At 63.2% G+C, this 14,558-nt stretch carries 11 protein-coding genes; 3 read left to right on the forward strand and 8 right to left on the reverse strand.

Going from position 1 to position 14,558, the window contains the following annotated elements:
- Positions 1-112 precede the first annotated feature (112 nt).
- From NF876_RS20830 to NF876_RS20860, 7 genes are all read right to left on the reverse strand, one after another.
- Entirely contained in the window at positions 113-754 is a 642-nt protein-coding gene (locus NF876_RS20830; protein WP_262270551.1) for a transglutaminase-like cysteine peptidase, read from the reverse strand.
- Positions 755-1,006: 252 nt separating this feature from the next.
- Complete coding sequence (locus NF876_RS20835; protein ID WP_262270552.1) at positions 1,007-1,162, reverse strand: hypothetical protein; 156 nt, start codon at positions 1,160-1,162, stop codon at positions 1,007-1,009.
- Between the two features lie 109 nt (positions 1,163-1,271).
- Positions 1,272-3,107, reverse strand: a complete 1,836-nt coding sequence (locus NF876_RS20840; RefSeq protein ID WP_262270553.1) for an adenylate/guanylate cyclase domain-containing protein — start codon at positions 3,105-3,107, stop codon at positions 1,272-1,274.
- A gap of 269 nt (positions 3,108-3,376) precedes the next feature.
- Entirely contained in the window at positions 3,377-4,756 is a 1,380-nt protein-coding gene (locus NF876_RS20845) for an FAD-containing oxidoreductase (protein ID WP_262270554.1), read from the reverse strand.
- A gap of 97 nt (positions 4,757-4,853) precedes the next feature.
- Complete coding sequence (locus NF876_RS20850) at positions 4,854-5,540, reverse strand: VOC family protein (protein ID WP_262270555.1); 687 nt, start codon at positions 5,538-5,540, stop codon at positions 4,854-4,856.
- 59 nt (positions 5,541-5,599) lie between these two features.
- On the reverse strand, positions 5,600-6,880 hold the full coding sequence (locus NF876_RS20855) for an epoxide hydrolase family protein (RefSeq protein ID WP_373696697.1): 1,281 nt from the start codon (positions 6,878-6,880) through the stop codon (positions 5,600-5,602).
- A 183-nt stretch (positions 6,881-7,063) separates the two neighbouring features.
- Positions 7,064-8,404, reverse strand: coding sequence for an epoxide hydrolase family protein (locus NF876_RS20860; RefSeq protein ID WP_262270557.1), 1,341 nt, complete (start codon positions 8,402-8,404; stop codon positions 7,064-7,066).
- Positions 8,405-8,946: 542 nt separating this feature from the next.
- On the opposite strand from NF876_RS20860, the gene NF876_RS20865 reads away from it, so the two are divergent.
- From NF876_RS20865 to NF876_RS20875, 3 genes are all read left to right on the forward strand, one after another.
- Positions 8,947-10,638 carry an FAD-dependent oxidoreductase gene (locus NF876_RS20865; RefSeq protein WP_262270558.1) on the forward strand — a complete coding sequence of 564 codons (1,692 nt, stop codon included), beginning with the start codon at positions 8,947-8,949 and terminating at the stop codon, positions 10,636-10,638.
- Between the two features lie 139 nt (positions 10,639-10,777).
- Positions 10,778-12,085 carry a family 1 glycosylhydrolase gene (locus NF876_RS20870; protein ID WP_262270559.1) on the forward strand — a complete coding sequence of 436 codons (1,308 nt, stop codon included), beginning with the start codon at positions 10,778-10,780 and terminating at the stop codon, positions 12,083-12,085.
- A gap of 149 nt (positions 12,086-12,234) precedes the next feature.
- Complete coding sequence (locus NF876_RS20875; RefSeq protein ID WP_262270560.1) at positions 12,235-12,699, forward strand: carboxymuconolactone decarboxylase family protein; 465 nt, start codon at positions 12,235-12,237, stop codon at positions 12,697-12,699.
- A gap of 278 nt (positions 12,700-12,977) precedes the next feature.
- On the opposite strand, the gene pdxR is transcribed toward NF876_RS20875, so the two are convergent.
- Entirely contained in the window at positions 12,978-14,429 is a 1,452-nt protein-coding gene (gene pdxR, locus NF876_RS20880; RefSeq protein WP_262270561.1) for a MocR-like pyridoxine biosynthesis transcription factor PdxR, read from the reverse strand.
- Positions 14,430-14,558: the final 129 nt, after the last annotated feature.

The raw sequence follows: 14,558 nt of genomic DNA on the forward strand, positions 1-14,558 counted from the left end.
CTCCATTGCTCGCAAAGTCAGGGATAGCTCCATGCTCGGTCCGACGGGATCGAAGGGATGGAAAGCTACGGTTTCAGAGTTCAGTGGATCGTCTGTTGCCTATGGTCGTTGATTACCGGCTGACTGCTGACGTGATGACGACCTGGTTGCCGAGCGTGACCCAGGCGAGGCTCTTGTCGCCTTCGCTCTTGATGTAGACGTACCCGGTTTGGTGCCACGGCAGGACCGCGTCTCGCTTGTTGTCGAGGATGAAGTCGCCCCGGTTGGTCCGGACCGCCATAACGGCGTGGCCCTGCCCCAGCTCATCCAGCACCACGACCATGCGCAGGGCCCGTCGCGGCAGGCCGGCCTCGACCAGCAGGCGGCGCTTGAGGATCTGGTAGTCTTCACAATCGCCATAGCCGTCGTTCGGGTAGTCCCAGCGGTCGATCACGCCCCAGTGATCGATGTCCTCACGCGGCGACACGGTGGCATTGACGTGCTTGTTGGTCGCCACGATCGCCTTCCACACGCGCTTGTCGAGCTGGATCGTGGCAGGCTCGGCCGGGTTGATCGCGCATTCGGCGGGAAACCGCTCGCAGAATTCGCTCCAGGCCGTGGTCGGCTGAGCACCGCCCTCCGTGACCGGAATCCAGGCCTCACGGGGCTGATGGCTCTCGGCCGCATTGGCGTGTGGGCCACCGACAAGCACGAGAAGCAGAAAGAGGGTGATCGCGACGGCTCGCGCAAGCCAGACAAAGCTTGCCCGCGGCATGAAAGGAGATTCCTCGGCAGGATCACACGCGTGCCGATCTTCAGCATGATAACACGAGCACCGACGTTTCGTTGTCCAGGGCATGATGCCCCTCCTGGTTTACCAGAGCCGGGCAGGTCATCCTGTCGGCCCTATGAAAGCAGGGGCACTGTGCCGTCGGTATGGGTTCCAGAACAGGCCTAAGACCGAGCAGAAGGACTGTACCATCGGCCGATACGCACCATGACGGGACTTGCCCGGGTCCGTATAAGGTCAGTCCTCCGCCACATTGAAGGTGACGGCCTCATCAGCCCTGGCCCACAGCCGCACGCGTGTTGCTGTCCGTGAGAACGATCTGCCGCGCCGACAGGCCGAAACCATGGTGAGGATGCCGGCCCAGTCGCCTTCCTTCACAAGCAACAGGTGCATTGGCTGACCCTTGAGCGTGAGAGCAGGCATGGCAGAGTTTGACTTGCACTGACCTTGCGATGTGCAGGCACCAGAAGTCAGCGTGTCCAAACGGTTGAACTAGCTTCTTTTATTCCGGCGGCAGTCCTGCCCTCGCAAGCCCATCCCGCACGACGCCCAGCGCCGGCTCAGGCAAATAGTCCCCTGTGCGCAGGTAGTCTTTGACGGAACGGATCTCTGAGGTGCGACGCAAGTCTCCAAGGGCGGAGACTGCCGCCGTTTGCTGGTCGAGGTACCCGTATGTGATGGCCAGAAACAAGTGACACGGCCAGTAGTCAGGCGACTGGCGCGAGCAGTCGCGGAGATGGGGGAGAGCCTCCTCAAACCGGCGGCTCAGAAGGAGGGCGCGTCCGAGAAACATATCATAGGTCGCTGGATGCAGTGGATCCAAAAGGAAGGCTCTCTGCATAAGAACGATGGCCTCGTCGAACCGCCCGGTGGCAGTCAGGATGTTGGCGAGCCCAGCATAGTACTCGGCCGCGTTGGGATTCAGATCAATAGCCCGTTTAAGCCGCCGAACCGCCTCATCATGTTCTCGCCTGCGCATGAGAAGATCACCCATGACCATGTGGGCCATGGGCAGGGTCGGGTCGGCAGAAAGGGCCTTTTCCGCATATGCCAGACCTCTTGTCAGCGCAGCCTCGCGGTTGGCCGGGTCCCCGCCCATAGCCACCTCGCGAGAGGCGGCAGAGGCCAACTCGGCCAACGCTGGGGCGAACATCGGGTCGAGTTCAACAGCCTTCTCGAACAAAGCCCGGGCCTCGAGCATTTGCTCCTTGCTGTTCGTTTGTCGCAACATTCGCCCGCGCAAATAGGAGTCATAGGCCGTGAGATCAGGCTGCGGTTTCTGTGAGCTGGCTGCGACCTCAACACTCTTGAGGGTGGCTCCCAACCGGGAGGCGATTTTGTCAGCAATCTCATCCTGCACGGCGAAGAGGTCCTGAAGCGAGCGGTCGTACCGCTCAGCCCAAACCTGAGCGCCGCTTTGCGTGTCCGCCAAGTGGGCAGTGACCCGGAGCTGATCTCCGGACTTCTGCACGCTGCCTTCAAGGACATAGCGCACGCCCAGGACGCGTGCGACCTCAGCGAGAGTGATAGCCTTCCCTTTATAGGCGAAGGTTGAGTTGCGGGAAATGACGAATAGATCGGGATGTCGGGACAGGGCAGTCAGGACGTTCTCAGCAAGACCATCGCTGAAGTACTCCTGGGACGAATCTCCGGAGCGATTGATGAAAGGGAGCACAGCAATGCTCGGCTTGCCCTGCTGGAAGCCCACCGGCGGTGGATCGCGGGCGTAATAGAGCGCTGCAAAGAGTGCTATGCTCAGTGCCATCACCAGGATCATGAGGAAGGAAGGCGCCCACCGCCGCGGGATCCTCGCCTCACGTGGTCTTACAAGCGCCGTCCGTTCTCCCGCGACCCGAAATGTGCGGACAGGACGTGGGATGTTCTTGAGCCTCTGTTCTCCCGCATCCTCAAAGGGGAAGTGATCCCGTGCATGGTCACGGACCGGGCGTGAGACCAGAATGCCGCCGGGTTCGGCGATCGCCTGCAGCCGGGCGGCGATGTTGACGCCATCGCCAAACAAGTCCCCGTCCTTGGTAATGACATCTCCGAGGTGGATGCCGATGCGAAAGCGAAGAATGCTGTCGGCCTCTGCACATCTCCGCTGAATCTCAGTTGCGAAAACGATGGCCTTGACGGCGCTTCGGAACTCCGCGAGAAATCCGTCACCCATCGTTTTAACGATACGGCCCCGGTGCCGCAGCGCAGCCGGGACGACAATCTCACCCATCAGGCTTTGGAGTTGAGCGAAAGTGCCTTCTTCATTCTCGCTCATCAGCCGTGTGTAGCCTGCCACATCGGCACAAACAATGACCAGCAATCTACGGTCAGGCTCGTCCATAGCTCCCTCCCGCCGACGGTATGGTGCCGATTGGGGCCGAAGAAGTCTATGGCGGACTGCACCCAGGGTGGCGGGAGGACGCAGCAGATTGCCGCTTCGCTCCCATTCCGTGGCTGCCTAGCCGAATGCTCCTGAAACGGACATGATCCTGGACGAGATCTGGAGCCGAAGAGAACCATTATCCAAGCCACTGGCGCGTAACTGTGTTATGGGCAGGAAGCGTAAGACGAGTAATAGAGGGCCAGGATCTTGGCCATTGGAGGCCTTCCTTAGTTGACGGGTTTTAGATCTCCGAGCACGGTCGGGATCAGCTCCGAGACGGTGGGATGGACCGGCACCGCCCACTGCAGCGTTGGATAGGCGGCTCCGGCATTCATCATGTCGAGGATGCCGTGGATAACCTCGTCGCCGGTCACACCGAGAACGGCAGCCCCGAGGATCTGCTTGGTGTCCGCATCGGCGACGATCTTGATGAAGCCCTTGGTTTCCCCGCGTTCGATCGCCCTCCCGACCCGGGTCATCGGCCGCTTGGACACCAGGACCTTCCGGGCTGACTTCAGCGCCTCGGCCTCGGTCATGCCGACGCGACCCAGAGGCGGATCGATGTAGAGCGCATAGCCCAGGAGCCGGTCGCTCACCCGCCGCGAGGCCCCGTCGAGCAGATTGGCCGCGACGATCTCGTAGTCGTTGTAGGCGGTGTGGGTGAAGGCCCCGCGGCCGTTGCAGTCGCCTAGGGCCCAAATGCCGGGGGCAGTAGTGGCGAGGCTGTCATCCACCTCGATGTAGCCCCGGGCATTGACCGCGATTCCAGCATTGTCGAGGCCGAGATCGTCGGTGTTGGGCCGACGGCCGACCGCCAGCAGCACATCCGATCCAACCACCACGGGGGCTCCGGATGTGCAATCGACGTCGACCGCCACACCGTCCGCATGCGGCTGGAACCCAATGCACATGGCGTTAGTGCGGACTGCGATCCCCTCATCGGTCAGGATCTCGCGCACCGCCTCGGACACGTCCTCGTCCTCGCGGGCAATCAGCCGCGGCGCCATCTCGACAATCGTGACCTCGGCGCCAAATCGGCGGTACATCTGGGCAAACTCGAGCCCGATATAGCTGCCGCCGATCACGACCAAGTGCCGTGGGACCGTCTCGAGCTTGAGGATTGAGGTGTTGGTGAGATAGTCGACCGTGCCGACCCCCGGCATGTCGGGTACGTTCGCGCGACCGCCTACGTTGATGAAGATGCGGGTCGATGTCAGCAGGCTCGCACCCACTTGGACGACGTCCGGACCTTTGAACCGGGCGTGCCCCTCAATGACGGTCAGGCCCTCCATGCCACGCAGCCACTTTTCGACATTCGTGCGGGCAGTCGTCGAGACGGTCTCGGCCCGGGCTTTGACCCGTTTCATGTCGATCCTGACGGGCCCCTCGCTTGCGATCCCGTACTCGGCGCCTCGCCGGGCAAGATGGGCCGCGTAGGCGCTGGCGACGAGTGTCTTGGTCGGCATGCAGCCGGTGTTGACGCAGGTGCCGCCGAACAGGTGGCGCTCGATGAGTGCAACCCGCATGCCGGCGGCGGTCAGCCGTCCAGCCAGGGATGGTCCGGCCTGTCCGGCTCCGATGACGATGGCGTCAAAGACCTGGGTCATGATACGGGCTCCATGCTCAATGCTGGCCGGGGGTAACCATGGTGTTCCCCGGCTGGCCCTTTTCCCGAACGAAAGCGTAGACCGCTGGGCCTGCTGCTCACGTCGGCAGCGGCTGCCCGGTCTGCTCTGCTACCATGTACCCGGCGTACCAGTCCGGCCAGCCCTCATCATGCACGCCGGTTCGCTTCTCGTGCTCGCCGTGCGCCGCCGCTGCACGGCGGAGTGCGGCTGCGAGGTCTGCCGGCGAGGTGAAGGTCGCACCGTTCGTGTCCACCCGTCCGGGCAGGCGCTCGACGACTTCCTGCAACAGCCAGCCGTTGCCGTCCGGATCGCTGAACGAGGCATACGTGCGGTAGGTGCGGTTTTCGGGATCCCGACCGCTCACCCGGACCCGCCCGAACAGGTACGGATCATCGGTGCCAGTATGCTCCTCGCCGGCGTGGAAGACCTCACTGACCTTGGCGCCGCGCCGAAGCAACTCAGCCCGGGCGGCCTCGATGTCGGAGACAATGAGGTACAACCCCTGAGCGGAGCCAGGAGCCGCCGCGGTCACGTTCTTACCGAAGATGACCGAGCACCCGGAACCCGGCGGCGTGAACTGGATCACGCGCCAGTCGTCACCGGCGGCGAAGTCGGCGTCGAGCCGCCATCCCAAGCCATCGTAAAAACTCTTGGCGCGATCGACGTCCGCAACCGGAATGACGACGACCTCAAGCTTCATGTCGACCGGCTGCGCTCTCGCGGTCTTGGTCGCTGTTTCGCTGAGGACCTGAGTATCGTTCATGTCACCCTCCTACGGTTTGGGTTACTGACAGGTGTGGGGCAGGCTCGTGCCACCTCGGTCTAACGCAGCGGTTTGAACGCAGCCCAGAGTTCCCGAGCGAAGAGATCCGGCTGCTCCCAGGCGGCGAAGTGGCCGCCCTTATCGAGCTTGTTGTAATGGATCAACCTGGGAAACGCCTTCTCGGCCCAACTCCGCGGGGCGGCGTAGATCTCGTCGGGAAAGACGCTCACAGCCACTGGGATGGTGATGCCCTTCGGGGCGAAAAAGGCGAGTTTATTCTCCCAGTACAGACGCGCCGAAGAGACCGCCGTGTTCGTCAGCCAATACAGCGTGATGTTGTCGAGAATATCCTCTCGTGTCAGCCCCTCAGGTCGACCTTCAAAGGCCCGGGCGATGAGCTCGTAACTGCGGATGTCGTGATCGAGCATCCAGGCGGCGAGACCAATGGGGGAGTCTTCGATCCCGTACAGCGTCTGAGGACGATTGCTCATCTCCTGTGCGTAGGCCAGGCCATGCTTATAGAAATAGTCGAGCTGGTCGTAGGCCTTCTTCTCATCCGCCGGGAGCCCCGCCGGCGCCGGCTCGCCGGACTCGAGAGCCTTGGCTATGTCATCCGGGACTGTGGCTGGCATGTTGGTGTGAATGCCGAGCAATTCCGGCGGGGCTTGCAAAGCCATCTGCTCCGAGATGGCATCGCCCCAATCGCCGCCTTGGGCCACAAATCGCGTGTATCCGAGGCGCTTCATGATCTCGACCCAGGCGCGGGCGATGTGCTGCGGGTCCCAGCCGGTGGTGGCCGGCTGGCCCGAGAACCCGTAGCCCGGCAGCGATGGGATCACGACATCGAAAGCGTCCTCCGCCTGGCCTCCGTAGGCGGTCGGATCCGTGAGCGGACCGATGATCTTCAGCTGTTCGATGATTGAGCCAGGCCACCCATGCGTGATGATCACTGGCAACGCGCGCGGATGTTTCGATCGAACGTGGATGAAATGAATATCGACGCCGTCGATGTTAGTCGTGAATTGAGGCAAGGCATTGAGTTTCGCTTCCACCTTGCGCCAGTTATAGTCAGTCTGCCAGTAGCGTGCGAGGTCCTGCATCGTGGCGAGCTGCACGCCCTGTGATGCATCCGTGACCGTTTCCCGTCGGGGCCACTTTGTCGTGGCAATCCGCCGACGGAGATCTGCGAGAACCTCGTCGGCCACATGGACCTGGAACGGCCGAATCGACGTGTCGCCAGGGTTCGAACTCACGGATGCCTGAGCCACACTCTCGACCCCACTTGGCGCTAGGGACGTCGTTTCAGCACGGACGGCAGCCGTCGAAAGGACGATTGCAATCGCTCCGGCCAATGCGGAGACCGCTTGGCGATGACGACTGCCGATCGTCGAGTCGAGTCCGGACATGATCATTCTCCATATCTGAGAAGGGAAACAAGAACGCTGCCGGCAGGCCTGTGAACTTCGAGGAGTAAGGACGCGGACGGCGGGGAGCCGGGACGTAACCCGTCCGCGCCCCTTGGCTTACCGGAGCGATCTGAAGGCCGCCCGTAGCTCCTGAGTGAAGATTGTGGGCTGCTCCCAGGCCGCGAAGTGGCCGCCCTTTTCAGCCCGGTTGTAGTGGATGAGCTTGGGGTAGGCGCGCTCGGTCCAGCTCCGCGGAGCCTCATATTGCTCTCCGGGAAAGACGGTCACTGCCACCGGTATCGTGACTCCCTTGGCGTTGAAGAAGCCGCCCTTGTATTCCCAGTAGAGACGCGACGCAGAGACCCCCGTGTTCGTCAGCCAATACAGCGTGATGTTATCGAGGATCTCATCCCGTGTCAGTTCGCCGGTAGTGCTTGTGGTCCGGTTGAGAGCCGTGGCGACCGCCGCCGCCGGCTGGCCATCCGCGTCGTTGTGGTCGAGAAGCCAGGCGGCAAGGCCAACAGGGGAATCGGCAATGCCGTACAAGGTTTGCGGCCGCGATGCCATCAATCGGGCATAGTCGACCTGCTTGAACGTTCTCACCAGCTGCTCATAGGCGCGCTGTTCGTCCGCGGAGAGACCTGATGGCGCCGGGGCTCCGGCCAGGAGAGCCTTGTCGACATCGGCCGGAACCGTGGCTGGCATGTTGGTGTGGATGGCGAGCAATCCCTGAGGTGCCTGCAAGCCCATCTGGTCGACGACAAACGCGCCCCAGTCGCCGCCCTGGGCGACGTAGCGGGTGTAGCCGAGGCGCTGCATCAGCTCCGCCCAGGCCTGCGCCATGCGCTCAGGGCCCCAGCCGGGGCTCGTCGGCTTGCCGGAGAACCCGTAACCGGGCATCGACGGGATGACGACGTCGAACGCGTCTTCGGCCTTCCCACCGTGTGCGGTCGGATCGGTGAGCGGGCCGATGAGCTTGATCTGCTCGAGGATCGAGCCCGGCCAGCCATGCGTGATGACCAGCGGAAGGGCACTGGGATGCTTCGACCGGACATGGATGAAGTGAATGTCCAGCCCGTCGATCTTGGTCACGAACTGCGGGAAGGCATTGAGTTTCGCTTCCGCCTTGCGCCAGTCGTAATCAGTTGCCCAATAGCGTGCGAGTTCCTCCATCGTGGCGAGTGGCACGCCCTGCGACGAATCCGCGACGGTTTCCTTTTCAGGCCAGCGCGTGGCGGCAATGCGCCGGCGGAGCTCATCGAGCGCGGCTTGCGGGGCTTGGAAGGTAAACGGTCGGATGGCCGTCTCCTCGGCTACCGTGCTGGCCTTTGCAGTTGCTGCGGTCAGCGGCGTAGGTAGCAGGCTGACCGCACCTCCTGCCAGTGAGGTGGCAAGAAACACGGCCGCTGAGCTGGCCAGAAAGCTACGTCGGGTGGAGGGCAGTGATGTTGCCGGCATGTTCATTCTCCAAAAATGGAAAGTCAGCCGTGTCAGCCCGGTCGAACCTGGCTGTCGGGGCGAAACCTTCAGCGGAGTCATAAGATGACCGGTCCAGGTGTCCCGCATGTTTCAAGAGCGTTGAGAAACGTAAGACAAAGTCAGCTTCAGCCCGCCCGATACATCAGGGTACAAAACATTTGGTTTGCCTGTGGTGACACCAGAGCGATGCCACAAACGATGAGCGCATCCACGTCGGCAGCGCTGTTGCTCCTCACTCCACGGAGTCCCGTTACGAAGAAAATTACCGCCAGTTGCGGGTGTGGCGGTAGCACGGCGATTGCCACAACCCGCCTCCAATTGCGGAATTTTGCCGCTCGGCTTGGGAGACTGGAACTTCAGACTGCTCCGCTCCTCGGAACAAGGAGCTTTGTCCAGCACTTCTCGGCTATAACAACGCAGGTCGGTTCTCGGTCCGGTTCCGGTGGGTCGTCGGCTACTCGCCCCGCGACTACTGGCGGCAGATGACCTGAAGCTTGGCTCAAGAGGGAGCGAGGCCCCTCATGACAGTCAGAGGCCCATTGATCAACGAAACTCGCCGGGATCAGGTTTTTCCGGTTCTGAACGCCGCCGAGATCGAGCGCCTGCGCCGGTTTGGCGAGGTCCGCCGCTACGAGGCGGGCCAGACCCTGTGGCGGATCGGGGAGGTCGGCCATGGCCTCACGGTGGTGCTCACCGGGCGCTTGGAGATCAGCCAGCCTGAGGCCGGACAGCGCCGCCTGATCGCCATCCATGTGCCGGGGGAGTTCCTGGGCGAGATCGCCCAGCTCTCAGGTCGTCCCGCCCTGGTCGATGTCGATGCCGTCGAGCCGGTCGAGGCGCTGGTCATCGCGCCCGAGAAGCTGCGGGCCGTGCTGGTCGCGGAGGCGGAACTCGGCGAGCGGATCATGCGGGCGCTGATCCTGCGTCGCATGGGGCTGCTCGATCTCGGCACCGGCGGACCGGTGGTCGTCGGACCGGGGCACCACGGCGACGTGCTGCGGCTGGCCGGGTTCCTGTCGCGCCATGCTCACCCCCACCTGAACCTGGATCCGGAGACCGATCCAGAGGCGCGGGTGCTTATCGAGCGGTTCGGGGGCGATGCCATCGAATTGCCGATCGTCCTCTGCCCGAACGGACGGCTGCTTCGCAACCCGACTGAGGACGAGTTGGCCCGCTGCCTCGGCCTGGTGGGGCCGCTCGATCCGGACCGGGTCTATGACGTGGCCGTCGTGGGCGCCGGCCCGGCCGGTCTCGCCGCCGCCGTCTATGCGGCCTCGGAGGGGCTCTCGGTCCTGGTGCTCGACTGCCGGACCTTCGGCGGCCAAGCGGGCGCCTCCATGCGGATCGAGAACTATCTTGGTTTCCCGACCGGCATCACCGGCATGGCCCTGATGGCCCGCGCCTATACCCAGGCGCAGAAGTTTGGGGCCGAGATGGCGATGCCGGACGAGGCCGTCGGCCTTGAGGCCGGCAACCCGTCGGGAGTCGGTCCGTACGTAGTGATCCTGCTCAACCAGGAGCGGGTCCGTGCCCGCTCGGTGGTGATCGCCACCGGCGCTCACTACCGGCGGCTCGAGGTGACGGACTTGGAGCGGTTTGAGGGCTCATGCGTGCACTACTGGGCCTCGCCACTAGAAGGGAAGCTGTGCACCGGCCAGGAGGTGGCGCTTGTAGGTGCCGGCAACTCGGCAGGTCAGGCCGTGGTCTATCTTGCCGCCCGAGTGGCGAAGGTGTGGCTGCTGGTGCGGGGGCGGGATCTTGGGGCGAGCATGTCACGCTATCTCGTCGACCGGATCCAGGGTCTCGCCAATGTGGAAGTCATCACCCAGGCCGAGGTCACCGGCCTTGAGGGACAGCCCGGCCAGTTGGAGGCAGTGCGCTGGCGCTTGGCCTCGGGGGAGGAGGTTCGGCGATCGATCCATCACCTGTTCCTGTTCATCGGCGCCTCGCCCAACACGCAGTGGCTGGACCCGTCCCGTGTACTGCTAGTTCCGAAGGGCTTCGTTCTGACCGGCGCCGATGTCGTTCCCGGGCGGCGGTCATTGGAGACGAGCCTCAATGGCGTATTTGCCGTCGGGGACGTTCGTTCCGGCTCGGTGAAGCGTGTGGCAGCGGCGGTCGGGGAGGGGGCGCAGGCGGTGGCCCAACTTCACTCGTTTCTGACAAAGGACGCCGTTCTGGCCAGACTCCGCAACGAGACCCTGTCGCAATAGGTGGTTCTTGGTTCCGTAATGCCGCCGCGGTGTCGGTTAGCACGGTCAGGGGCAGACAGGTTTTGACGAACCGAGCTACGAAGATCAGACTCCACAAGGGCTCAATGTCCGGAATCGAGCAGGATACGGGAGATTGAACATGACGGCTTCGACGTTTCTGTTCGCCACCGGAATCGAGAACAGCTATCCCACCATCAACGGTGGCCGGACCCGCATCGACGAGATGGAGAAATGCGGCCACTACACCCTCTGGCGGGCGGACTTCGACCTGCTCGACGAGGTCGGCATCCGCTATCTCCGCTACGGTCCGCCGATTCACACGACATGGCTCGGGCCGGGACGCTACGACTGGGACTTCTCGGACATCACCTTTGGCGAACTCTACCGGCGCAACATCGTGCCGATCGTCGACCTGTGTCACTTTGGGGTACCCGACTGGATCGGGGACTTCCAGAACCCGGACTTTCCCGAGCTTTTTGCCGGGTATGCGCAGGCTTTTGCCGAACGCTTTCCCTGGGTTCAGCTCTACACGCCGGTCAACGAGATGTTCGTCTGCGCCGCGTTCTCGGCGGCGTATGGCTGGTGGAACGAGCAGCTGCAGAGCGACCAAGCCTTCGTCACCGCCCTGAAGCATATCGTGAAAGCCAACGTGCTCGCCATGGGGGTGATCCTCGACGTCCGCGCCGACGCCATCTTCATTCAGAGCGAGTCCTCGGAGCACTTCCACCCTGACTGTCCTAATGCGATCCCACTTGCTGAGTTCTACAACGCGCGCCGCTTTCTCCCGCTCGATCTCAACTACAGTCGCCGGGTGGATTCGGACATGTTCGTCTATCTGATGGATAACGGCATGAGCCGGGATGAATACGAGTTCTTCATGCAGGCCAACCTCAAGCGCCACTGCATCATGGGCAACGATTACTACGTGACCAACGAACACCTCGTCTCGGCCAACGGCCACTCCAGTGCCTCCGATGAGGTGTTCGGCTATGCCGAGATCACGCGACAGTACCACGACCGCTACCGGCTGCCGGTCATGCACACGGAGACAAACGTCAAAGAAGGCCCACGTGGCGACGAGGCGGTCAAGTGGCTCTGGAAGGAATGGTCCAACGTCTTGCGCGTTCGCAACTCCGGCGTGCCGATGATCGGCTTTACTTGGTACTCGCTCACCGATCAGGTCGACTGGGACACCGCCCTGCGGGAGGAGAACGGCACCGTCAACCCGCTCGGCCTGTACGATCTCGACCGCAACATTAGAGCGGTCGGGCGCAGCTACCGGCAACTGATCCACGACTGGTGTCAGGTCCTGCCGGCTCAGAGCATCTGTCTGCAGCTGCCGATCACGCAGCCACATGACTTCGATAAGCCGTTCGCTCAGCGTGCCCGAAAGTCCATGAAGTGGATCTGCGAGAGAACGCCGAGCGAGCCGCTCATGTCGAGCTAGCCCGCTTCCAGGCCGGCATGTGGCCAAAATGCAGGACGACTGGGGTGCAGTGCTGTCGACCGAGAGCACGCCCCGGCCGCTTTGCAGACCCACGAGAACCCCCGGCTCGCATTACTGGGTGAGCCGGAACAGAGGCAAGGAGCGCGACCATGACCCAGCGCATGAACTATGCGGCTGCCGCCCCGGGCGGCACGAAGGCTCTCGGCGTCGTCTACGGCTATGTGGCCCAGAGCGGTCTGCCGGCCACCCTGATCGAGCTCGTCTACCTGCGGGTGTCGCAGATCAACGGCTGCGCCTACTGCATCGACATGCACTGCCGCGCGCTGCTCAAGGCCGGCATGCCGGTCGAGAAGCTCGTGCTCGTGCCGGCCTGGGACGACGCCCGGCCTCTGTTTGACGACCGAGAAAGTGCAGCGCTGAAATGGGCCGAGGTGGTCACCCGGGTGAGCGACACCCATGTGCCCGAGGCGGCTTATACCGAGGCCCGTGCCACGTTCAGCGAAAAGGAACTCGCCGACCTGACGATCGCGATCGGGCTGATGAACGCCTACAACCGCCTGGCGATCAGCTTTCGCGTCCCGCCGCAGGCGGCAGCCTCCGCCCCGGGCGCATGAGATCGGCCAGAACGTGCCGGGTGCCGGCACAGCGTGCGGAAAGGCGAATCCGTTGTTCGCTGATCCGGACTTTCGGTCCTCACCCAATGATGCGCCAGACAGCAGTGGGAGCGTCGAACCGACTTATAGGTCTGATGCTCTAACGCAATCGCACAGTAAAAGTGCGGGTCTTACCTGTCCCGACGCTCACATGCGAAGTGATCGAATAGCGTGCACATTGAACCTGTGCATAGATCACTTTGCAACCGCCTGGGGTCGAACACGGCTTGGACTGGCGCTCAGCTTGGCCCTCCCGCATGCGCCTGCCCACGTCTGCCGCCTCCGCTTGCCTCAACCAGTTCCAGGAGCTTGATGCAGTCCTTCCGCAGCGTCCGCTCGGCATAGTTCGTGGCGCCCAGCAGCAAGCCCCGGGGCGCCGGCGCTATCAGGTACCACGGTGACAGCGGCACGGGCGCCAGGCCGTATTGCAGGGCTCGTTCCGCCACGGCAACATCATTAGAGTCATCAGGAAGGATGAGCCGCACGGCAAAGCCGCCATGGGCCTCCACGGCATAGCCTGAGGGCACCAGTTCGCGGAGCGTATCGGCCAGCTTCTGTTGCCGGGCAGCGTAAAGGCGTTTCATCTTCCGGAGATGACGCAGGTAATGGCCCTCGCGAATGAACTCGGCGACTGTCTGCTGGACGGCCACATTGGGGGCAGGAGCCAGGCAGGCGGCGACCTCCGCGAAGGTCAGCGCCAGATGAGACGGCACCACCATGAAGGCCAGACGCAGAGACGGACTAATGGTTTTGCTGAACGTGCCGACATGCAACACCCGGCCAGCGCGGTCGATGGAAGCCAGCGCCGGCGCAGCCCGCCCCTCCAGCTGCAGTTCGCCCATATAGTCATCCTCAATGACGTAGGCGTTTTGGCGTGTCGCCCAGGCGAGCAGCGCCTTGCGCCGGGCGAGCGTCATGGTCATTCCGAGCGGGGCCTGCTGGCCCGGCGTCACCAGCGCGAGCGCAGCTTGGTCGGAGATCGCTATTCCGTGCTGAACGTCGAGGCCCTCGCCATCGACTGGCACTGGAACGACAGTCAAGCCGGCGATCTCTAGGGCCCGCCGCGTCAGGGGAAAGCCTGGATCCTCAAGCCAGGCGTGGGTGCCCTCCAGCTTCAGCGCCCTCGCGGCGATTCCGACGGCCACAGAAAATCCCGCCGTGACCAACACTTGGTCGGCGGTGCACTGCAGGCCGCGGGCAATCGCCAAGTACGAGGCGATCTCTTGCCGGAGCGCGGGAGCGCCCCGCGGATCCGGGTAGCTGACCGGCTGCAAGGCGGCCGCCCGGGCGTTCCGCAGCATCATGCGGGCCCAGAGCTTGAATGGAAAGGCGTCCTGCGCGGGCACGCCCATTTGGAACGTCGCCGGGCGATTGCCGAAGTCTGGCCAGAAGTCGGGAAAGGGGTGGCTGATCGACCGCTCCGGCACCGCCGGGGGGGCAATCGGCGCATCCGAGACCCATGTACCACTGGCGCCGCGCGAGATGAGAAGCTGCTCGTCGAGCAGGCGCTCATAGACGACCCGGACCGTGCCCCGCGATACCCCCAGCTGAACTGCGAGGTCGCGCCAGGACGGCAACCGTGAACCTTGGGTGAGGGTGCCCTGATGAATAGCGTCGCGAAGACCTGTGTAGATCTGGGACGAGAGCGATGCCTTGGCATCGCGATCAATGCTGAAAGGCAGTGGGCTCATCGGATTTACCTCCCTTTGCATCGGACACCAGAGACCATCGTGAAGCCGATCTCGACTTGAGCACCTCGACGGCCGTAAGCGAGCTGTGGGCCGGAAATGGCACTTGAACGAAACCTAGTACGAACGTCT

It is taken from the genome of Microvirga yunnanensis, assembly GCF_025460875.1.

What these genes read in the sequence shown, in the direction of transcription:
- NF876_RS20865 (WP_262270558.1), top strand. Translation starts at nt 8,947, where the DNA reads ATGACAGTCAGAGGCCCATTGATCAACGAAACTCGCCGGGATCAGGTT.
- NF876_RS20830 (WP_262270551.1), bottom strand. Translation starts at nt 754, where the DNA reads ATGCCGCGGGCAAGCTTTGTCTGGCTTGCGCGAGCCGTCGCGATCACC.
- NF876_RS20840 (WP_262270553.1), bottom strand. Translation starts at nt 3,107, where the DNA reads ATGGACGAGCCTGACCGTAGATTGCTGGTCATTGTTTGTGCCGATGTG.
- NF876_RS20875 (WP_262270560.1), top strand. Translation starts at nt 12,235, where the DNA reads ATGACCCAGCGCATGAACTATGCGGCTGCCGCCCCGGGCGGCACGAAG.
- NF876_RS20850 (WP_262270555.1), bottom strand. Translation starts at nt 5,540, where the DNA reads ATGAACGATACTCAGGTCCTCAGCGAAACAGCGACCAAGACCGCGAGA.
- NF876_RS20835 (WP_262270552.1), bottom strand. Translation starts at nt 1,162, where the DNA reads ATGCACCTGTTGCTTGTGAAGGAAGGCGACTGGGCCGGCATCCTCACC.
- NF876_RS20845 (WP_262270554.1), bottom strand. Translation starts at nt 4,756, where the DNA reads ATGACCCAGGTCTTTGACGCCATCGTCATCGGAGCCGGACAGGCCGGA.
- NF876_RS20870 (WP_262270559.1), top strand. Translation starts at nt 10,778, where the DNA reads ATGACGGCTTCGACGTTTCTGTTCGCCACCGGAATCGAGAACAGCTAT.
- pdxR (WP_262270561.1), bottom strand. Translation starts at nt 14,429, where the DNA reads ATGAGCCCACTGCCTTTCAGCATTGATCGCGATGCCAAGGCATCGCTC.
- NF876_RS20860 (WP_262270557.1), bottom strand. Translation starts at nt 8,404, where the DNA reads ATGCCGGCAACATCACTGCCCTCCACCCGACGTAGCTTTCTGGCCAGC.